This window comes from Streptomyces sp. NPDC059398, from assembly GCF_042751845.1.
Classification (GTDB): domain Bacteria; phylum Actinomycetota; class Actinomycetes; order Streptomycetales; family Streptomycetaceae; genus Streptomyces.
The window spans coordinates 1-19081 of sequence record NZ_JBHYWP010000024.1 but is presented as its reverse complement, the minus strand read 5'-3'; the positions used below and the strand labels follow the sequence as shown (position 1 = coordinate 19081).

Annotated in this window: 17 protein-coding genes and 1 pseudogene; 13 read left to right on the top strand and 5 right to left on the bottom strand. The window is 69.3% G+C overall.

The window, feature by feature from the left end; translation table 11 throughout:
- Positions 1-64: 64 nt before the first annotated feature.
- The 4 genes from ACFXBC_RS11740 to ACFXBC_RS11725 all read left to right on the top strand — a co-directional run bounded on the left by ACFXBC_RS11740 (position 65) and on the right by ACFXBC_RS11725 (position 4609).
- Complete coding sequence (locus ACFXBC_RS11740; protein WP_385022041.1) at positions 65-847, top strand: SAM-dependent methyltransferase; 783 nt, start codon at positions 65-67, stop codon at positions 845-847.
- A gap of 326 nt (positions 848-1173) precedes the next feature.
- Positions 1174-2001, top strand: coding sequence for an ArsR/SmtB family transcription factor (locus tag ACFXBC_RS11735; protein ID WP_385022038.1), 828 nt, complete (start codon positions 1174-1176; stop codon positions 1999-2001).
- Between the two features lie 213 nt (positions 2002-2214).
- Positions 2215-2637 (top strand): ATP-binding protein, encoded by a 423-nt coding sequence (locus ACFXBC_RS11730; RefSeq protein WP_385022036.1) that lies wholly within the window; start codon positions 2215-2217, stop codon positions 2635-2637.
- A gap of 379 nt (positions 2638-3016) precedes the next feature.
- Positions 3017-4609 carry a DUF4157 domain-containing protein gene (locus tag ACFXBC_RS11725; protein ID WP_385022161.1) on the top strand — a complete coding sequence of 531 codons (1593 nt, stop codon included), beginning with the start codon at positions 3017-3019 and terminating at the stop codon, positions 4607-4609.
- Between the two features lie 63 nt (positions 4610-4672).
- Here ACFXBC_RS11725 and ACFXBC_RS11720 read toward each other — a convergent pair whose 3' ends face one another.
- Positions 4673-5998 (bottom strand): ROK family transcriptional regulator, encoded by a 1326-nt coding sequence (locus ACFXBC_RS11720; RefSeq protein ID WP_385022033.1) that lies wholly within the window; start codon positions 5996-5998, stop codon positions 4673-4675.
- A 142-nt stretch (positions 5999-6140) separates the two neighbouring features.
- Here ACFXBC_RS11720 and ACFXBC_RS11715 point away from each other — a divergent pair, with 142 nt between their 5' ends.
- From ACFXBC_RS11715 to gndA, 5 genes are all read left to right on the top strand, one after another.
- Entirely contained in the window at positions 6141-7466 is a 1326-nt protein-coding gene (locus tag ACFXBC_RS11715; protein WP_385022030.1) for an ABC transporter substrate-binding protein, read from the top strand.
- Between the two features lie 13 nt (positions 7467-7479).
- Positions 7480-8541 (top strand): carbohydrate ABC transporter permease, encoded by a 1062-nt coding sequence (locus ACFXBC_RS11710; protein WP_385022027.1) that lies wholly within the window; start codon positions 7480-7482, stop codon positions 8539-8541.
- A complete protein-coding gene (locus ACFXBC_RS11705; protein ID WP_385022024.1) occupies positions 8534-9442 on the top strand; it encodes a carbohydrate ABC transporter permease in 909 nt (302 codons plus the stop codon). Before ACFXBC_RS11710 ends, ACFXBC_RS11705 begins: the two co-directional genes overlap by 8 nt.
- Before the next feature lie 70 nt (positions 9443-9512).
- Positions 9513-10868 (top strand): GH1 family beta-glucosidase, encoded by a 1356-nt coding sequence (locus ACFXBC_RS11700; RefSeq protein ID WP_385022021.1) that lies wholly within the window; start codon positions 9513-9515, stop codon positions 10866-10868.
- Between the two features lie 287 nt (positions 10869-11155).
- On the top strand, positions 11156-12595 hold the full coding sequence (gene gndA, locus ACFXBC_RS11695; protein ID WP_385022018.1) for an NADP-dependent phosphogluconate dehydrogenase: 1440 nt from the start codon (positions 11156-11158) through the stop codon (positions 12593-12595).
- Positions 12596-12690: 95 nt separating this feature from the next.
- Here the strand turns inward: gndA and ACFXBC_RS11690 are convergent, their stop codons facing one another.
- Both ACFXBC_RS11690 and ACFXBC_RS11685 read right to left on the bottom strand, forming a co-directional pair.
- Entirely contained in the window at positions 12691-13095 is a 405-nt protein-coding gene (locus tag ACFXBC_RS11690) for an ACT domain-containing protein (protein ID WP_385022015.1), read from the bottom strand.
- Entirely contained in the window at positions 13092-13550 is a 459-nt protein-coding gene (locus ACFXBC_RS11685; RefSeq protein ID WP_385022012.1) for an OsmC family protein, read from the bottom strand. The genes ACFXBC_RS11690 and ACFXBC_RS11685 overlap by 4 nt, the downstream gene beginning before the upstream one ends.
- 65 nt (positions 13551-13615) lie before the next feature.
- On the opposite strand from ACFXBC_RS11685, the gene ACFXBC_RS11680 reads away from it, so the two are divergent.
- Together ACFXBC_RS11680 and ACFXBC_RS11675 are read left to right on the top strand one after the other, a co-directional pair.
- Entirely contained in the window at positions 13616-14347 is a 732-nt protein-coding gene (locus ACFXBC_RS11680; RefSeq protein WP_385022009.1) for an ArsR/SmtB family transcription factor, read from the top strand.
- Between the two features lie 65 nt (positions 14348-14412).
- Positions 14413-14532, top strand: a pseudogene (locus tag ACFXBC_RS11675) (SAM-dependent methyltransferase); the annotation flags it as partial.
- Positions 14533-15299: 767 nt separating this feature from the next.
- On the opposite strand, the gene panD reads toward ACFXBC_RS11675, so the two are convergent.
- Positions 15300-15731: an aspartate 1-decarboxylase gene (gene panD / locus ACFXBC_RS11670; RefSeq protein ID WP_385022006.1), complete on the bottom strand. Its 432-nt coding sequence runs from the start codon at positions 15729-15731 to the stop codon at positions 15300-15302.
- Positions 15732-15948: 217 nt separating this feature from the next.
- On the opposite strand from panD, the gene ACFXBC_RS11665 reads away from it, so the two are divergent.
- Positions 15949-16392, top strand: a complete 444-nt coding sequence (locus ACFXBC_RS11665) for a DUF6355 family natural product biosynthesis protein (RefSeq protein WP_385022003.1) — start codon at positions 15949-15951, stop codon at positions 16390-16392.
- 111 nt (positions 16393-16503) lie between these two features.
- On the opposite strand, the gene ACFXBC_RS11660 is transcribed toward ACFXBC_RS11665, so the two are convergent.
- Complete coding sequence (locus tag ACFXBC_RS11660; protein WP_385022000.1) at positions 16504-18045, bottom strand: sulfatase-like hydrolase/transferase; 1542 nt, start codon at positions 18043-18045, stop codon at positions 16504-16506.
- A 245-nt stretch (positions 18046-18290) separates the two neighbouring features.
- On the opposite strand from ACFXBC_RS11660, the gene ACFXBC_RS11655 reads away from it, so the two are divergent.
- Positions 18291-19031: a hypothetical protein gene (locus ACFXBC_RS11655; protein ID WP_385021997.1), complete on the top strand. Its 741-nt coding sequence runs from the start codon at positions 18291-18293 to the stop codon at positions 19029-19031.
- Positions 19032-19081: the final 50 nt, after the last annotated feature.

Sequence of the window (19081 nt, the reverse complement as noted above, 5' to 3'; positions counted from 1 at the left end):
GGACTCGCTCGTTCCCACCGATTCCACGCCACGTCCGGACCGCAACGGAGCACTCGGAGCACCCATGACGGCAGGCAACCCCAAGCACCCCATCGACACCAGCAAGCCGCACCCCGCGCGCGTCTACGACTATCTGCTCGGCGGCAAGGACCACTATCTCGTCGACCGCGAGCTGGGCGAGGAGCTGGCCGACTTCATCCGGGTCGGAGCGCAGCAGAACCGCGCGTTCATGCACCGCGCGGCCGCCTGGGCGGCGCACCAGGGCATCGACCAGTACCTGGACATCGGCACCGGGATCCCGACCGAGCCGAATCTGCACCAGATCGTCCAGGAGATCATCCCCACGGCCCGGGTCGTCTACGCGGACAACGACCCCATCGTGCTGCGCCATGCCGAAGCCCTGCTGGTCAGCACCCCTGAGGGCGCCACGCACTACGTGGAGGCCGATGTCCGCGAACCGGACACGATCCTCGAACACGCCCATGGTTTCCTGGACTTCAGCAGGCCGGTGGCCCTGTCGCTCATCGCCGTCCTGCACTTCATCCTCGACGAGGAGAACCCGCACGCGATCGTGCGGGAGCTGGTCGGCCGGCTGCCGTCGGGCAGCTGCCTCATGCTGGCGCAGGCCAGCCTCGACGCATTCCCCGAGGCGGAGGAGCATGTGGCCGGCACCTACTCCAGCCGTATCCCCTTCCAGCCCAGGACGCGCGCTGAGATCGTGCGGTTCTTCGACGGGCTGGATCTGGTCGAGCCGGGCGTGGTGACGGGCCCCGAGTGGTTCCAGGTCCCGCCCGCGCCCGAACTCACACCGTATCCGGGCTATGTCGGCGTGGGACTGGTCCCGTAGCGGACGGTCCCGCACCGTGGAGGACTCCGCGTTCCTTCCGGCGCGACGGCTTACCCATCCGCACGGTGACACCCACGGCCCCTGTCACCGTCGGCTACGAGCCGACCGGCCCCACTCTCGCGCTCCCGTACCCGACAGGCGGGCTCAGGCAGTGAGCCCGGACCCACATGGGTCACGTCCTCGCCACTCGCGAGAGCCACGACGCGCGAGCGTCCCAGCCATTGCCGGGCCACAGGTTGTTGACGCCGTCGACTCGTGAATCTTCCCGCGGGTCGCTGGATCTGAGCCGTTTGCATTAGGCAGGTGACTACCTGCATAATGATCGCGTGGATGCGGATAAGGTGTTCAAGGCCCTGGCAGATCCTGGTCGACGGCGTTTGCTGGACATGCTTCACGAGCGGACCGGGCTGACGCTCGGGGAGCTCTGCGAAGGGCTCGACATGCGCCGCCAGTCGGTCAGCCAGCACCTTGAGCTCCTGGAGGCCGCGAATCTCGTCACCTCGGTGCGGGATGGCCGACGCAAACTGCACTATCTGAACCCAGTACTGATCCACCAGATCCAGACCCGATGGATCTGGAAGTTCGAGGAGCCGCAGCTTGCGGTGCTCGCGGGGGTCAAGAACCGCGCGGAGGAGGACGCCATGACCGAGTCGTCCCAGACAGGCCCAGTTCCTGACTACGTCTACACGACCTACATCAAAGCCACGGCTGAGCAGGTGTGGAACGCCCTGACCGACCCGGACATCACCGCGAAGTTCTGGGGGCATGCCCAGGTCTCGGACTGGAGGGTCGGCAGCCGGGTCGACCATGTCCGGGTCGATGGATCAGGTATTTCCGATGCTGCTGGAACGGTTGTGGAGGTTGATCCTCCACATCGGCTCTCCTTCGGCTTCGGCGAACCGAGCCGGGCCCTTGATCCAGCCTCCGAACAGAGCCTTGTGACATTTGAGATCGAGCCGTACCGCGACATCGTGAAGCTCACCCTCACCCAATCCAAGTTCCGTTCGCTCGCCGACCGGGAAGCCATCGGACAGGGCTGGCCGACAGTGCTCGCGAATCTCAAGACGCTGCTTGAAACCGGTGAGGCGCTGCCCACCCCTCCGTGGGAGTTCCACACTGACGCGCGTGCCGCCCGGATGGCGAAGCACGGGTAACGCGGCCTCGGAAGCGGAAAGTCTCCGTGCCGGCGGCGAGGAACGAACGCGGGCCTTCGGAGACCTTGCGGTTCCCCGTCGGGATCCCGCGGCACTGCCGTCCCGACAAGGATGCCGGTTGCCACGGGTCGCGGGCGTCATCCGGAATCCGGAGGGTATCCGTTACGTCCCAGGACGCTGCTGAGCGGTCCCAGAACGCCCGAAGGAGTCACGGTGACGGAGCAGAGTTCGCTGAGAGCGGTGGGCTGGGCGCGGTCTCTTCCCATGAACTGCGGCGTGGCCGAAGCCCGGGACTGGACGCGAGGGCACCTGGACTCTCTCGAATGGTGCCACCAGGCACAACACGTCGTGGACTCCGTTGTGCTGACCGTCTCCGAACTGATCACCAACGCTCACGTCCACGCCCGCAGTGACGCACAGCTGATCCTCCTGTGGGACGAGCAGTGTCTCCACGTGACCGTCCACGACACGTCAGCGGACCTGCCCGCACCACGTCAGCCCGCCTCCGACAGTCCCGGGGGGCGCGGACTGCTGCTCGTCGACGCTCTCGCCGACGACTGGCAAACCCACCGCTGCACCCGCGGCAAGGACGTCACCGCGTGCTTTCAACCCCCCGCCCCACCCAACGCCGCCTGAGAAGCCGGCTATCTGACGACACCGACTTGTTACTCCTGCCGGGACCGGCCGGGGAACGCGCAGGCCGGGGCTGACGGATGCCGCGACCGGCGCAGCGAACACCCCGGCGCTGTCCGGCAGTCCGGCCCTCTCGCTCGTTTCTGCCCGTTCGACCGGTCGGCGCTGCCCGGTTGTCTCTGGTGCTGATGCGCTCTGACTGTGTAGACAGGACAAATCAGCGTACCGAACCAGAGGCGAGGCTCCCTTGCGCGATCACGAGACGAATCGGGACGCAGGAACCCCCGCCCGACGGACTCCGGCGGCTTCACCATCGCGGGCGGTACGGCAGAGCGGGCTGCTGAACCTTCAGACCACGGCCGGCAACGCCGCCGTCGTGCAGATGCTCCGCCGGGCCGCCGAGGAGCGGCACGAACACTCCGCCGGTTGCGGCCACCAGCCGGACGCACAACCCGCAGTGCAGCGCTCCGCTGTCCACGAGGTGCTGCGCTCGCCCGGCCATCCGCTGGACGACACGATCCGCAGCGACATGGAGTCGCGTCTGGGCGCGGACTTCTCCGGTGTACGCCTGCATACCGACGCCGCGGCCAAGGCCTCCGCGAGCGAGGTGGGCGCCCACGCCTACACCTCCGGCAACCATGTCGTCATGGGCGAGGGGGGCGAGGACCGGCACACCCTGGCCCATGAGCTGACACATGTGATCCAGCAGCGGAAAGGACCGGTGGCCGGCACGGACCAGGGCGACGGGCTCGCCGTCAGCGACCCCTCCGACCGCTTCGAGCGTGAGGCCGAGGCCAACGCCGCCCGGGTGCTGGCCGGACCTGCTCCCGACCGGGCGACGGCTCCGCCCGGCGAGGCCACCGCCCCCACGACCGCCACCGGTGCCGGTACGGAGCCACTTCAGCGGGCCATCGACACCAGGCTGGGCCGTATCGACGGCAAGGAGAACACGGTCGACGCTCTTGCGCCTTGGAATGCCCACACACCGTCCTTCTTCACGTTCAGCGCCAAGAAGTGGAAGGAAAAATGGGGGATCGGAGCCCACGACGACGCCAAGAAGAAGGAGAAGCAGAAGGAGCTGTTCCGGACCCTGAATCAGCTCATCGATGACGAGGAGGTCCATCAGGCTCCGACCAAGGACACACTCGCCGAGCTCGTGAAGGGCCTGCACGGGAAGGCGGGGAAGGCCCCTTCCGGTCCCGGCCAGGAGGAGTCCGAGGCCGACGGTCAGTCCCGAGATCCGGATGCGGAGACGACACTCGCCAAGCTGAAGCAGATGGGCAACCGGGCCTTCCCGCAGGAGGAGATGCGGCAGCTCGCGAACAAGGCAAGGCCGGGCACCGGCTGGCTGTACGAGCTGGAGGCGGGGCTGGAGCAACTGGAGGCGGACCCCACATGCGTGGTCCAGTTCGGTGCGTGCTCCCGGGACGACATCAACCATCATCTCGGCCTGTCCCTGGGCTCGACGGAGCGTGGCGACTTCATCGCCTCCTTCGTGTCGGAGAAGCGTTCGGGCAAGACGGGCGCCGACTGGGTGGTCTGGCGGCCTGCCCCCAAGGACGCGGATCCAGGCGCGGCGGAGCAGCAACCCGACGTGTTCACCGGTGAGTTCGTCCAGGCGAAGCTGACGGTCGAGCGGAACTTCCGCCACAACCTCTTGGCGGCCGCGAGCCAGCTCGAAGGCAAGAACGCCAGCGGGAAGGGGAACGCCATGACCGACCGTGAACTCACTCTGCGCTCGGGACAGGGCGGCGGAGCCCGGCACACGGGGACCATCGCCATGCAGGTGACCGACGACGTGAGCGACCCGAGGAAGATCGAGAATTACATTAAGGAGGTGCTGACGAAGGACATGGACAAGACCACGATGAAGCGGCCCTACGTCGACCGTGTCGTCCTGGAAGAGAGCATGCGGGGCCACAGGAAGACCGTCTACGAACTCAATAACGGCGAACTCACGAAGACGAAGTCGTGAGCCGGGGGCATCGTCGCTCATCGGGCGCGAAGAACGTGCTGACGGCGCCGGGAAGGACAGTCCTCAGCGCCGTTCCACCACGACCGGCCGCCAGTCCCCCTGCCGCAGCAGATTGACGGGGTCGGCGTCCGGGTCCGGCGCGTCGTGTCTGCGGTGTCTGCCGCCGCGGGCGAAGAAGTCGGCGAGCGGCAGGGTGGCCGCTCCCAGCGTCACCGCGTCGGGGCCCAGCGTGCCCAGGCCGATGGTGACGCGCTCGGCCGGGTGGTGCATCGCGTACTCCTTGGCGTACCGCCGCACGGCGGGCAGCAGCGCGGGGCCGAGCAACAGGCCGGCCCAGCCGCCCACCAGGATCCGTTCGGGGCGGAAGAGGTTGATCAGATCGGCGATGCCGGCCCCCAGATACTCGGCGGTCTCGTCCAGCAGTCCGGCGGCGGCGGTGTCGCCCGCCAGCCCCCCTGATGCGGGCAGCGCGTCGGCCAGCAGGGTGGCCAGGGCCGTCTCCTCGTCGGCCGCCGCTGCCGGGGAGCCGCCCGACTCCAGCCACCGCTCGCGGATCGCCTCGGCCCCCACGTACGCCTCCAGACAGCCGGGCGAACCGCAGCGGCAGCGCCGTCCGCCCACCCGCACGGTGGTGTGGCCCCACTCGACGGCCCTGGTCTCCGCGCCGCCGTAGAGCTCGCCGTCGACCACGATGCACGCGCTGACCCCGGAGCCGAACAGCACCACGACGGCGTCGCTGGTGCCGCGTCCGCCGCCGAACCACATCTCGGCCTGGCCCAGCGTCTTGGCCCCGTTGTCGATGAAGAACGGTACCCAGGAAGGGAGTTCGGCCGATTCGCGGAGCATGGCCTCCAGCGGGACGGCGTCCCAGCCGACGGTCTGGCCGTGGACGACGACCCCGTCGGGCCCGTCCCGGTCGATGATCCCCGGCACACCGACCCCGACACCGACGAGCCGGTTCGCGGACACGTCGGCGTCCCGCAGCACATCGGCGACGGCCTCCCTGATGTGGCCGACGATCCGGCCGACGTCATAGCCGTGATGCGCCAACGGGCGTTCGGAGCGGGCCAGTTCACCGAGTGAGAGGTCGAAGAGTTCGACCCGGACGCGGGTCTCCCCCACATCGATCCCGATCAGATGGCCGCTCGCGGGGGCGACGCGCAGCAGCGTGCGCGGCCGGCCGCCCTCCGAGTCGACCACGCCGGCCTCCTCAAGCAGTCCGTCCGCGGCCAGTTCGGCGACCACATTGCTGATCGAACCCGAGCTCAGACCGGTCGCGGCGGCGAGCTCCTGGCGGCTGAGCGGCCCGTCGAAATACAACCGTTGCAATACCTGGGCGCGGTTGCCGCGCCGCAGGTCACGCACTGTTCTTCTGCCCTGTTCAGCCATGTGGCTCCTTCCCGGTAGGCAACATACCCCTGTGAAAGCTCTTGACGCGACCTTCTCTCACTACTTAACTCACGCTCTGAATTAAGTCGTGAAGGCCGTTCGAATCCTGAACGCAGCCCTCCCCGGGAAGGGGCCAACGGACATGCGCAGTATCAGAGCCGCAGCAGCAGTCGCCGTCACCATCTCCACGCTCGCCGGAGCCACGGCGTGCGGTGGAGGCAGTGATTCCAGTGGCGGAGGCAGCAACGCGTCGCCCAAGACGCTCACCTACTGGGCGTCCAACCAGGCGCCGAACATCCCCGCCGACCAGAAGATCCTCACGCCCGAGCTGAAGAAGTTCGAGAAGCAGACCGGGATCAAGGTCAAGCTGGAGGTCGTGCCCTGGGCCGACCTGCTCAAGCGGATCCTCGCGGCGACGACCTCGGGCCAGGGCCCCGATGTGCTCAACATCGGCAACACCTGGTCATCCTCGCTGCAGGCCAGCGGCGCTCTGCTGCCCTGGAACAAGGCCAACTTCGACGCGATCGGCGGCCGCGACCGGTTCGTCGATGCGGCGGTCGGGTCGGCCGGCGCACCGGACAAGGACCCGGCGGCCGTTCCGCTGTACTCCCTCTCGTACGCGCTCTACTACAACAAGAAGATGTTCGCCGACGCGGGCATCACCAAGCCCCCGGCCACCTGGGACGAGCTGGTCGCGGACGGCCGGAAGATCTCCAAGAACGGCACCAGCGGCAAGTGGGGCCTCGGCGCCGAGGGCGGCAACCTCTCCGAGAACATCCACCAGGCGTTCGTACTCGCCAAGCAGCACGGGGCCGACTTCTTCGACGCGTCCGGCAAGCCGACCTTCACCTCTCCCAGCGCCGTGGCAGCCGTGAAGCAGTACGTCGACCTCATGGGCAAGGACAAGATCATCGCGCCGGGCAACGCGGAGTACGCCCAGAACCAGTCGCTCAGCGACTTCTCCAAGGGCAAGACCGCCATGGTGCTCTGGCAGGCCGCCGCGACCACCTTCGCCTCCCAGGGGATGAAGCCGCAGGACTGGGGGGCCGCGCCCGCGCCGGTCGAGTCCGGCACCCCCGGTCAGGGCAAGAACGTCAACTCCATGGTCGCGGGCATCAACATGGCCGTCTTCAAGAACACGAAGAACACCAAGGGCGCGCTGAAGTTCGTGAAGTTCATGACCAGCGACGACGAGCAGAAGATCCTCAACAAGGCCTACGGCGCGGTGCCGCCCGTCACGGCCGCCCAGTCGGACCCGGCCTTCAACGTGCCCGGTGTGAAGGTCCTCAAGGACACGCTGACCAAGAGCGCGGCGCCGCTGCCGCAGGTGGCGTCGGAGTCGCAGTTCGAGACGACCGTCGGGACCGCCATCAAGGAGCTGTGGGCCGACGCCGCCGCCGGAAAGGCCATCACCACGGCCTCGGTCAAGGACAAGCTCACCAAGGCGCAGCAGCAGATGACCCAGTGAGGCACTGAATCCGATGACCTCCCATCCGGCGTCCGACCGCCGCTCCGTCACGAGAGGCGCTGCCTCGCCCGTCCTGCTGGAGACCGCATCCCAGGTGCCTCCGGCGGCCGGCGGTGACGTACTGAAGTCCGGGGGCGCGCGGTCCCGTCTGCCGCGCGTCCCCGACCGGATCCGCCGCGGCGGCCTGCCCTATCTGCTGCTGCTTCCCGCGCTCGTGCTCGAACTGCTCATCCATATCGTGCCGATGGCCATCGGTATCGTGATGAGCTTCCGCGGCCTCACCCAGTTCTTCATCCGCAACTGGGGCCAGGCACCCTGGACGGGCCTGCACAACTACAGCGTCGCCGTCGACTTCGACGCCCCGATCGGCAAGGCCCTCCTCCACTCCTTCACCGTCACCTGCGCGTTCACCGTGCTGGCCGTCGGCCTCTCCTGGCTGATCGGTACGGGGGTGGCGATCCTGCTCCAGGAGGACTTCCGCGGACGCGGACTGCTGCGCACGGTCTTCCTCATCCCGTACGCCCTGCCCGCCTACGCCGCGATCATCACCTGGGCGTTCATGTTCCAGCGGGACAACGGCCTGGTGAACCACGTACTCCACGACCAGCTGGGCCTCACCGACAAGCCGTCGTTCTGGCTGATCGGCGACAACAGCTTCTACGCGCTGGTCATCGTCGCCATCTGGAAGTCCTGGCCGTTCGCCTTCCTGATGGTGATGGCGGCGCTCCAGAACGTCCCGCGCGAGCTGTACGAGGCGGCATCGATCGACGGTGCCGGGATCTGGCAGCAGATCCGCAGGATCACCCTGCCGTCGCTGCGTTCGGTCAACCAGGTCCTGGTCCTGGTGCTCTTCCTGTGGACCTTCAACGACTTCAACACTCCGTACGTCCTGTTCGGCAAGTCCGCACCGGAAGCCGCCGACCTGGTCTCCATCCACATCTACCAGTCGTCGTTCGACACCTGGAACTTCGGCAGCGGCTCGGCCATGTCCGTGCTGCTCCTGCTCTTCCTGCTGCTGGTGACGGCCGTGTACCTGATCTTCACGTCGCGCGGGAGGAAGAGCACCGATGTCTAGTACCAGCACCGCGCCGCGCGCCACCGCTCCCCCGCGCCCGACGACCGCCCACCGCTCCCCCACCGCGCCGCCGCGGTCCTTCCTCTGGACCCGGCGCGTGGTGCTCACCCTGGTGTCGCTCTTCACGCTGGTGCCCGTGTACGTCATGGTCAGCAGCTCGCTCAAGCCGCTGGGCGATGTGTCGGGCCGGTTCTCCTGGATTCCCAGCGGGTTCACCGTCCGCCCGTACATCGACATCTGGAGCACCATCCCGCTCGCCCGGTACTTCATGAACTCACTGATCGTGGCGGGTACGGCGAGTGTCTGCTCGGTGGTGGTCGCGGTCTTCGCCGCGTACGCCGTGAGCCGCTACCGCTTCCGCGGCAAGCGGGTCTTCACCGTCACGGTGCTCTCCACGCAGATGTTCCCCGGCATCCTGTTCCTGCTCCCGCTGTTCCTGATCTTCGTGAACATCGGGAACTCGACCGGCGTCAACCTCTATGGCTCCCGCGGCGGTCTGATCCTCACCTATCTGACCTTCTCGCTGCCGTTCTCGATCTGGATGCTCATCGGGTACTTCGACTCGATTCCGAAGGACCTGGACGAGGCGGCGATGGTGGACGGCTGCGGGCCGTTCGGGGCGCTCTTCAGGATCGTCGTCCCCGCGGCCGTCCCCGGCATCGTCGCCGTCACCATGTACGCGTTCATGACCGCGTGGGGCGAGGTGCTCTTCGCATCGGTCATGACCAATGACACGACGCGGACGCTCGCCGTGGGGCTCCAGGGCTACTCGACGCTGAACGACGTGTACTGGAACCAGATCATGGCCGCCTCGCTCGTCGTCAGCGTGCCGGTCGTCGCCGGGTTCCTGCTCCTCCAGCGCTACCTCGTCGCGGGTCTCACCGCCGGCGCGGTGAAGTGACCCCGCACTCCTCCTTACTCGCCCCTCCTCACCTCTCACCGCGCGGCACCGCGCAGCAGAAAGGCAGCCCGTGAACGAGTACAACTCCCTTCCCCCGGACTTCACCTGGGGCGTGGCCACGGCCGCGTACCAGATCGAGGGAGCGGTCGCCGAGGACGGCCGTTCGCCCTCCATCTGGGACACGTTCTCGCACCTTCCCGGGAAGATCGACAACGCTGACCACGGCGACACGGCCTGCGACCACTACCACCGCTGGCGCGAGGATATCGGGCTGATGAAGCAGCTCGGCGTGGACGCGTACCGGTTCTCCGTCGCCTGGCCGCGCGTGGTGCCGGGCGGTGACGGACCGATCAACGAGAAGGGCCTCGCCTTCTACGACCGGCTCGTCGACGGCCTGCTCGAAGCCGGGATCACCCCCTTCCCGACCCTCTACCACTGGGATCTGCCGCAGACCCTCCAGGACCGCGGCGGCTGGCCCGCCCGGGAGACGGCCGAGCACTTCGCGGAGTACGCGGGTGTGGTGGCCCGGCGGCTGGGTGACCGGGTGAAGGACTGGACGACGCTGAACGAGCCGCTCTGCTCGTCGTGGATCGGCCATCTGGAGGGCCGGATGGCGCCCGGCCTCACGGACATCACCGCAGCCGTCCGCACCTCGTACCACCTCCATCTGGGCCACGGTCTTGCCACCCAGGCGATCCGGGCGGCCGTCCCGGGTGCCCGTGTCGGCATCGTCAACAACCTCAGCCCCTGCGAGGCGGCCACCGAGCGCGAGGAGGACCGGGCGGCGGCCGTCCGCGCCGACGGCCACACCAACCGCTGGTGGCTGGACCCGATCCACGGCCGCGGCTATCCGCAGGACATGGTCGATCTGTACGGTGTCGACCTCCCCGTCCGGGCCGGTGACCTCGACACAATCGCCGCCCCGCTCGACTGGCTGGGCGTGAACTACTACTTCCGCAACGTCGTCACGGACGACCCGACGGGTCCGCTGCCGCACGCCAGACAGGTCTATCTGCCGGGCGCCCGCCACACGGCGATGGACTGGGAGGTCAACGCGGACGGACTGGAGAACATCCTGCTGCGGCTGGCCGACGAGTACGGCGCGCGGAAGATCTACGTCACCGAGAACGGCTCCGCCTACCCGGACGTGGTCCGCGCGGACGGCTCGGTCGACGACCCGGAGCGCGTCCAGTACCTCGACGAGCACCTGGCAGCCTGCGCCCGCGCCGCCCGCAAGGGTGTCCCGCTCGCGGGGTACTTCGCCTGGTCGCTGCTGGACAACTTCGAGTGGGCGTACGGGTACGACAAGCGCTTCGGCCTGGTCCACGTCGACTACGCGACGCAGCGGCGCACCGTCAAGAGCAGCGGTCACCGGTACGCGGACATCGTCCGCTCCGCCCGCGGCCGGGGGCGCAGGGCCGCGTAACCGCACGGCCGGCGCACCGCTGAATGTGCCACGCCCCCAGGGGCTCCGGGACCACCGGGGCCCCTGGGGGCCTACCCGCTCCCACCGGCTGGGCCGAACGGGGATACGACCGGCGGAGTCGGGCACCCGTACCCCGGAACGGTCATGGTGCCCTGTAGGCCGCCCGGCCCACAGATCCCGGCAGGACAGCGGCGCCGGACGTACGGTCCGGGTAGGCGCGACACGCGCGATACGCAGGCGTGGCACCCCCAGCAATCGGCACCCCCAGCGAGTCCGAGGAGCGACCCATGAGTGGAACAGCCCAGATCGGCGTCACGGGACTGGCGGTGATGGGCCGCAATCTCGCCCGTAACTTCGCACGCAACGGATACACCGTCGCGCTGCACAACCGCACAGCGGCCAGGACGCACGAGCTGGTGGAGGAGTTCGGCGAAGAGGGCATCTTCGTGCCCGCGGAGAGCCCCGAGGAGTTCGTCGCTGCCCTGGAGCGCCCCCGCAGGCTGGTGGTCATGGTGAAGGCCGGTGACCCCACCGACGCCGTGATCCAGGAGTTCGCGCCGCTCCTGGAGGAGGGCGACGTCATCATCGACGGCGGCAACGCGCACTTCGAGGACACCAGGCGCCGCGAGCGGGAACTGCGCGAGCGGGGCATCCACTTCGTCGGCACCGGGATCTCGGGCGGTGAGGAGGGCGCCCTGCACGGGCCGAGCATCATGCCGGGCGGTTCCGCCGAGTCGTACGAGTCGCTCGGGCCGATGCTGGAGAAGATCTCCGCGAAGGCCAAGGACGGATCACCGTGCGTGACGCATATCGGTCCGGACGGCGCCGGGCATTTCGTGAAGATGGTCCACAACGGCATCGAGTACGCCGACATGCAGCTCATCGGCGAGGCCTACCAGCTGCTGCGGGACGTGGCCGGCTACTCCCCCGCGCGGATCGCGGACGTCTTCCGCGCCTGGAACACCGGGCGGCTCGACTCCTACCTCATCGAGATCACCGCGGAGGTGCTCTCGCACGTCGACGCGGCGACCGGCAAACCCTTCGTGGACGTCGTGCTGGACCAGGCGGAGCAGAAGGGCACCGGCCGCTGGACCGTCCAGACCGCTCTCGACCTCGGCGTGCCCGTCTCCGGTATCGCCGAGGCGGTCTTCGCCCGCTCCGTGTCCGGCCATGCCGACCTGCGCGAAGCATCCCGGCACCTCGCGGGGCCCACCGCCGGGCCGCTGGCCGATGACGAGGCCGCGGCCTTCGCCGACAAGGTCGAACAGGCCCTGTACGCCTCGAAGATCGTCTCCTACACCCAGGGTTTCCACGAACTCGCCGCGGGCAGCGAGCAGTACGACTGGAGCATCGACCTCGGCCGGATCGCCGCGATCTGGCGCGGCGGCTGCATCATCCGGGCCGCTTTCCTCGACCGGATCACCGGCGCCTACGAAGCACAGCCACAGCTGCCGAGCCTTCTCGCGGACAAGGGCTTCGCCGACGAGATCGCCGCCGCGCAGGACGACTGGCGTGCCGTCACCTCGACCGCCGTCACCCAGGGCGTGCCCACCCCCGGCTTCTCCGCTGCCCTCGCCTACTACGACTCGCTGCGCGCCGAACGCCTCCCCGCGGCCCTCACCCAGGGCCAGCGCGACTACTTCGGGGCCCACACCTACCACCGCACCGACCGCGAGGGCACGTTCCACACGCTCTGGGGCGGGGACAGGACCGAAGTCGAGAGCTGAAGCCCGATCCACCGCCGATCCGCCGCCGGGCTGATGGAGAGCACCCGTCCACGGGGTGGGCACGTACCGCCGCGTCGGCGGACCGGCCGGTCGGATCAACCGTGCCGCCACCGGCTGATGGCGTCCTGACAGGCGGCGGCCTGCTCGTCCGCCACGAGCAGGACCAGGTTGCCGCCGTGGTCGCTGTACTGGGTCAGGACGTTGACCCCGGCGTCGCCGAGCACTCGGGCCAGTGCGCCGAGTTGTCCCGGCCTCTCCTGGTCGAGCCGGGTCATCAGGACGTCGCGGACGACGCCCGGACCGAATCCGGCGGCCTCGACGGCGGCCAGGGCGGCGGGACCGTCGTCGACGAGGTAGTGCGCGACACCCTGCCCGTCGTACGTGGTCACACCGCCCCCTTCCAGACTCACCCCGCGTTCGCCGAGGGCCCGGCCCAGGGCGGCCAGGGCGCCGGGCCGGTCGGGCAGGTGGACCTCCAGGTCCTGCATACGGCGGTTCATGACGTCACCACACGGGTGGAGACCCTGACGGGTACGGCGAGGCTGTTGGCGATGTAGCAGTCCCGGTGGGCCTGGTCGGCGAGCCGGTGGACGGTGGCCTCATCGGTGCCGGGCGCGGTGCGCACGGTCGCGTGCAGCTGGATCGCGGCCAGACGGGCCGGTCCGGTGGTGACGTCGAGATGGCTGGTCGCCTCGTCGTCGTAGGCGAGCACATCCACTCCGGCGCGGGCCGCCGCGCCGAGGAAGGACAGCATCTGGCAGGAGGAGGCAGCCATGACGACCAGCTGTTCGGGGTTGAGCCGGCCGGCGTCGCCGCGGAACGCGGGATCCGCGCTCAGGTCGACCCGGGCCGTCGCGGGCGCGGCCGAAGCGGTGTGGTCGCGCGTGTAGGCGCGGATGCCGGCGGCGGTGGAGCCGTCCCAGTGCAGTTGGGTGCGGTAGGTGTGCGTGTCCATGACCGAACCGTAGGTGCGCGACGTTTCGGGACCGGCCGAAACGTCACGGTCGTAGAGTCGTCCCCATGAGCAGGGAGCGGGACTTCACCAGCATGGGCAGGGCGCTTGCCGCACCGGCACGTTCGGTGTTCCTGAACCTGCTCATGGACGGCACCACACGGCCGGCCGGGGAACTCGCCCGGGAGGCCGGCGTGAGCGCGTCGACGGCTTCGGAGCATCTGGCGGTGCTCGTCGACGCCGGTCTCGTGACCTGCCGGGCTCGCGGACGGTGCCGGTACTACTCGCTCACCGGCCCCGATGTCGCGTCCGCCCTGGAGGCGCTCGGTGTCCTCACCGCCTCGGAACCCGTCACGGGGTATCGGCGAAGCCGCCAGATGAAGAACCTCGCCACGGCCCGTTTCTGCTACGACCACCTCGCCGGGCGGCTCGGCATCGCGCTGGCGGACGCCTGGAGCGGGCTGGGCTGGCTGGCCGACCGCGACACTCTCGCCCTCACCCCCGCCGGGGTGGACGGCCTGTGCCGGATCGGCGTGGACGTCGATGAGGCCGTCGGGTCGCGCCGGGCCACCACCCGCACCTGCCTGGACTGGACGGAACGGCGCGTTCATCTCGCCGGAGCCCTGGGCGCCGCCGTCGGCAGGCGGTTTCTCGACGCCGGGTGGGTGGTGCGGCGCCCCGGTGACCGCAGGGGCCTGAACCTGACGGACGACGGCCGCGCCCTCCTGCTCGGCAGTTGGGGAATCGACCTGGCCGGCGAGCGCCCCCCGCCGGCCGGTCTCACTCAGCCGGGCCGCTGAGCCACGCCGGTGCACTGAGCCGCGCCGGTGCCCTCTCGTAATCGGCAAGAGCCGAGTACGGGAGCGAGGACGAGATCGGCCTGCGGCTGGCAGCCCCCGGCGACGACTGGCGCAGCCGGCCGGACATGGACGTGCAGGCCACCAGCGGGTTCCGGGCGGCCATCGTTGCCCGCGCCCGTTTCATCTTCGAAGACGCGCGGCATGTATCGGGAGCCTTGCTCGCCGAGCGCTACTTCGCCGACCGTACGGACGGTCTCCGCCCGTCGAGCGGAGAGGACCTGCTGCTGGCCACCGTCTGACCCCCTCGCCGCACCGACCGCCCGCCCCGAGAACGCTCCGGACCCTGCGCACTCCTGGAGAACGGCGTTCCCGGCGGCGGTGCAGGACGACTGGCGTGCGGTGGCCGGCCCCGCCGCACGCCAGGGCGTCCGGTTGCCGGGCCTGTCGGCTGCGCTCGTGTTCTCAAGCCGGACGCTGCGGTCCGAGCGGCCGACCGCGGCGCCCACCCACCGTCAGCGACGTGAGACCGGACCGGGCTGCGGCTCCGGCTCAGGCGTGGGGTCAGGGCCGGGTCCCGGTCCTGGTGTCGGTGTCGGCTCGGGGCCCGGCGGCTGCGGTACGGGGTCGGGCAGCGGATCGGGCAGCGGCGGCGGCACCGGTGCCGGACCGGGGCCCGGCGGCGGGGTCGGCGTCGGCGGCACAGGATCCGGACCACCCGGGTTGGGCGGCATAGGGCCGGGATAAGGATGCGTCACGGTGGACCTCCCACAGTACGGCTGTATGTCCTGACCAATGTCTCCCGCTCCGCCTGCCCACGCGCGCCGGGTCGAACCGGACGGGCCACCGCCCGCGGCCGGAGGCGGGCCCGGAAGTGGACGCTGCGGCGGACCGGGAGCGCGGCGCCGCGGTGCTCGTACGGCGGGTACGGAGAACCACCTCCGCCACGGGCCGGTCAGGCTCCGGCGAGCAGCGGCCGGGCGTGCGGGGGGCGCACCTGATCGGTGCCGGGCACAGGCGCGGACGCGTCGGCGCCGAGGGCGACGATCTTGTTGTCGGCGTCGACATGCACGACGCTCGGCCGAAGCGTACGCGCCTCGGCGTCGTCCATCTGGGCGTAACTGATGAGGATCACCAGGTCGCCGGGGTGTACGAGGTGGGCCGCGGCGCCGTTGATACCGATGACGCCAGAGCCGCGCTCGCCCTCGATGACATAGGTCTCCAGGCGGGCCCCGTTGTCGATGTCGACGATGTGCACGAGCTCGCCCGGCAGCAGGTCGGCGGCTTCCATCAGTGCGGCGTCGATGGTGACCGACCCGACATAGTGCAGGTCGGCCTGGGTCACCGTGGCACGGTGGATCTTCGATTTGAACATCGTACGGAACATGGGCGCACTCCTGAAAGTAGGCTCCCTGCCTGCGTATTTGCAGGTCAAGGGCTGTTTTCACATCTTACAGCCAGTCGCGTGTGCGGTCAGCTCTCCCTGTGTTCTTCCACCACGGCATGTGATCAAGGGCGCGGGGCGTACGCCGCGTGCCGAGTGTGCTGCCTCACTCCGCCTTCACTCTTTGGAGGAATAGCTTCGACCAGCACCGACGACCAGCATGGCGAAAGAGCGCGAGGGTCGGCTCCGCGGCCCGTGCGGGCCGGTCAGATCCTCGTCAGTCCCCGAAGAAAGGACCTCCATGCGGTCAGGACGTTTCCCCCTCTCCCGACTCCGGAAAGCCGGCCGGCTGGGTCTCGCCGCGCTGACGATCGCCGGTGCGCTGGCGCTCTCCCCGGCAGCCCCGGCGGATGCCATGGCGCAAGCGCCGCAGCGGCCTACGGCCTGTGGCTGGAACAACCCGGGAACAGAGCATCCGTTCTATGAGCACTGTGACTCCAGGACGAACGTCTGGATCCAGGTCACACGCACGTTCATCTCGGGTGATTACCACCGCTGTGTGGGGCCGGGGAAGACGGTCCTGGACTCGAATGCGACGGGGGCCTGGTACGACAGTGGCTACCGGGGCGGTCTCTGTTCACACCCGGGAGACACTGGGCCCTGACCGTCAACTGACGGCTGGCGGCTGGCGGCTGGCGGCTGGCGGCTGGCGAAGGCGCCTTGCACCGACAGAACATCCGGGTGCAAGGTGCCTCCACAGCCCAGGCGGTCTGTCTCAGGAAGGGCCGCTCTGCGGATACCGCAGCGGCCACTCCGGAGCGTCGAACGCCCCTGTGGGGTCGCCGTCCAGGGGTGCGGACTGGCCCGCCCCGGTCACCGGCAGGCGGCTCCCGTCCCGCTCGGGCTCTCCGTGCTCCAGGAACCAGGCGTCCAGCCGCCGCCGCAGAGTTCTGATGCGTTCGCGGTGGACCGGGTCATCGGCGAGGTTGACGCGCTCGCCCGGGTCGTCGGCCAGGTCGTAGAGCTCATGCGGGCCGTGCGGGTAACGGTGGACGTACTTCCAGTCCATGGTGCGGATCATACGGACCGGCCCGTACTCGTCGTAGACCACCACGGGCCGGGACGGGGCGGACCGCCGCGCTTCGTCGCCGATGAGCAGTCCCGCGAAGGAGTTGCCGGGTCCCTGTTCGTACGGTTCCGGGTCCAGGCCCGCGCACTCCATGAGCGTCGCCGCGAAGTCGTAGGCCGACAGCAGCTCCTGGCGCACCTGGCCCGCGGGGATCCGCCCCGGCTGCGAGATGATCGCGGGGACCTTGACCGAACTGTCGTACATGTTCTGCGGGAAGGTTCCGTTGCCCTTGCCCCAGATGCCGTGGTGGCCGCAGTTGAACCCGTTGTCGCTGGAGAAGACGACAAGGGTGCTCTCCGTCAGTCCCTCTTCGGCCAGTGTGTCGAGCACCCTTCCGATGCCCGCGTCCATGGCGGTGACAGAGGCGAAGTAGCCGACGAGCGCCGCCCGTACATCCGGTTCGCCTCCGACGGGCACCCCGTCGACCAGCGGCTGCCAGGGATGCGGCGGCTCCTGTGGGCAGCTGTCGAAGGCGCAGTCCTTGTACAGATCCTCGATGTGCGGCGGGTGCTGCCCCTTCCAGGGCTTGTGCGGGGCGGTGAAGTGCAGGGAGAGGTAGAAGGGGGTGTCGCCCCCGGCCTCGGCACGTACCCGGGCCGACGCGTCGTCCGCGAGCAGGTCGGTGAGGTAGCCGTCGGCCGGGGCCGGTACGCCGTCCCGGTACATGGGCGCACCGTGGTAGGGACTGCCGCCGCTTTCGTGGGAGTACCAGTGGGTGAATCCCGTCCGGGGCCGGTCGTTCGCGCCGAGATGCCACTTGCCGGAGAGCGCCAGGCTGTATCCGGCTGCGGCCAGGTCGTCGGTGAACAGGCGCTGCCCGGACAAGAAGTCGGTGCCGTCCTGCCCGGTGTGACCGCCGGAGAGCCAGTCGTGCACCCCGTGGCGGGACGGTATCTGCCCGGTGAACAGGCTGGCCCGCGCGGGAGAGCAGACCGGTGATGTGCAGAAGAAGTTCTCCAGACGGGTCCCTTCGGCGGCGAGCGCGTCGAGGCGGGGGGTGATGATCTCGTCATTGCCCGCGCTGCCCAGAGCCCAGTGGCCCTGGTCGTCGCTGAGGACGAGCAGGATGTTCGGGTGCAGCGGATCACGGCTTGCCACGGTGGCCTCCAGAGTGGGCGGGTCGCGTACGGGGGCGGCTCCCACCCGGCGCCGATCGGCACCGTACGAGGTCGTCAACTTTTCAGTCAACCCTTGAGAATAATTAGGGCGCCGCACTCGGCCCCGTGGTCATTCCCGCCTGCGCCCCGGTGACCGCCATGGATGCCCGGCCGGTCGGTGCCCGGATTCCTTGTTACCAAGTGCGGACAGAACCTGGCGAACAACTCCTGCCGGGGCGCCGTCTCACGGTGTGTAGGCAACAGCAGATACGGGCGGTCGACCTGCCGGAGCAGGCGGCGGCACCCGTATCCCGACAGTCCATGGGGGACTTCATCATGACCACTCGTCGTGCTCGCCGTACCGTCCGTTCCGCCGGCCTGGTGGCCGTGGCCGCCGCCGCGGCCTTCTCGCTGACCGCCTGCCAGAGCGGGGGCAAGGACGCCGCAGGGCCGGAGAAGAAGGACTCCGTCGCCGCCTCCGACTCCACCGGCGACGGCGGTGCGTCGAGCGGTTCCAAGGCCGGAGCGGGTGACTCCCGGGCCGGTGCGGGCGACTCCAAGGCCGGTGCGGGCGACACCCGGACCGACGCGCGGACCATGACGCGGACCGAGGCGCCCGCCGGGAGCCACACCAACACGCAGGCCGGCAAGGGCAATGCGGCGTCCCCGACCCGCACCCAGACCCTGGCGGACGGCAGCAAGGGCGAGATCTACCGGCTGGGCGACCAGCACTACCGGCTCAAGATCGTCAGCCGCGGTTCGGTGCTGGCCACGCTGGACACGGACGGGCACGATGCCGGGCTCGACGCCAACGACATGTTCGTCGTGCTCACCCTCGGCGGCGAGGTCCACTCCTGGATGGGCGGCGGGCACCAGGGTCCTGGCACCTTCAAGCTCGCGGGCGGCTGGACGGCCAAGGTCACGAAGACCGGCGAACTGCGGTACCGCGCGCAGATCCTCGGCCACGACGGCGAAGTGGACGCCACCCTCAACACCAACCAGCAGGATGTCGGCCTCGACGCCAACGGCATCTACATCGTGCTGAGCGCCGGCGGCATCATCAGCGCCCTCTCGTAGTCGACATCCGCCTCCGCCCCGGGGGTTGAGCGGCACAGGCAGCTCAACCC

Bases quoted from the DNA above. Each gene is read 5' to 3' on its own strand.
- ACFXBC_RS11740 (WP_385022041.1), top strand. From the start codon at position 65: ATGACGGCAGGCAACCCCAAGCACCCCATCGACACCAGCAAGCCGCAC.
- ACFXBC_RS11725 (WP_385022161.1), top strand. From the start codon at position 3,017: ATGCTCCGCCGGGCCGCCGAGGAGCGGCACGAACACTCCGCCGGTTGC.
- ACFXBC_RS11720 (WP_385022033.1), bottom strand. From the start codon at position 5,998: ATGGCTGAACAGGGCAGAAGAACAGTGCGTGACCTGCGGCGCGGCAAC.
- ACFXBC_RS11715 (WP_385022030.1), top strand. From the start codon at position 6,141: ATGCGCAGTATCAGAGCCGCAGCAGCAGTCGCCGTCACCATCTCCACG.
- ACFXBC_RS11710 (WP_385022027.1), top strand. From the start codon at position 7,480: ATGACCTCCCATCCGGCGTCCGACCGCCGCTCCGTCACGAGAGGCGCT.
- ACFXBC_RS11705 (WP_385022024.1), top strand. From the start codon at position 8,534: ATGTCTAGTACCAGCACCGCGCCGCGCGCCACCGCTCCCCCGCGCCCG.
- gndA (WP_385022018.1), top strand. From the start codon at position 11,156: ATGAGTGGAACAGCCCAGATCGGCGTCACGGGACTGGCGGTGATGGGC.
- ACFXBC_RS11690 (WP_385022015.1), bottom strand. From the start codon at position 13,095: ATGAACCGCCGTATGCAGGACCTGGAGGTCCACCTGCCCGACCGGCCC.
- ACFXBC_RS11685 (WP_385022012.1), bottom strand. From the start codon at position 13,550: ATGGACACGCACACCTACCGCACCCAACTGCACTGGGACGGCTCCACC.
- ACFXBC_RS11680 (WP_385022009.1), top strand. From the start codon at position 13,616: ATGAGCAGGGAGCGGGACTTCACCAGCATGGGCAGGGCGCTTGCCGCA.
- panD (WP_385022006.1), bottom strand. From the start codon at position 15,731: ATGTTCCGTACGATGTTCAAATCGAAGATCCACCGTGCCACGGTGACC.
- ACFXBC_RS11665 (WP_385022003.1), top strand. From the start codon at position 15,949: ATGGCGAAAGAGCGCGAGGGTCGGCTCCGCGGCCCGTGCGGGCCGGTC.
- ACFXBC_RS11655 (WP_385021997.1), top strand. From the start codon at position 18,291: ATGACCACTCGTCGTGCTCGCCGTACCGTCCGTTCCGCCGGCCTGGTG.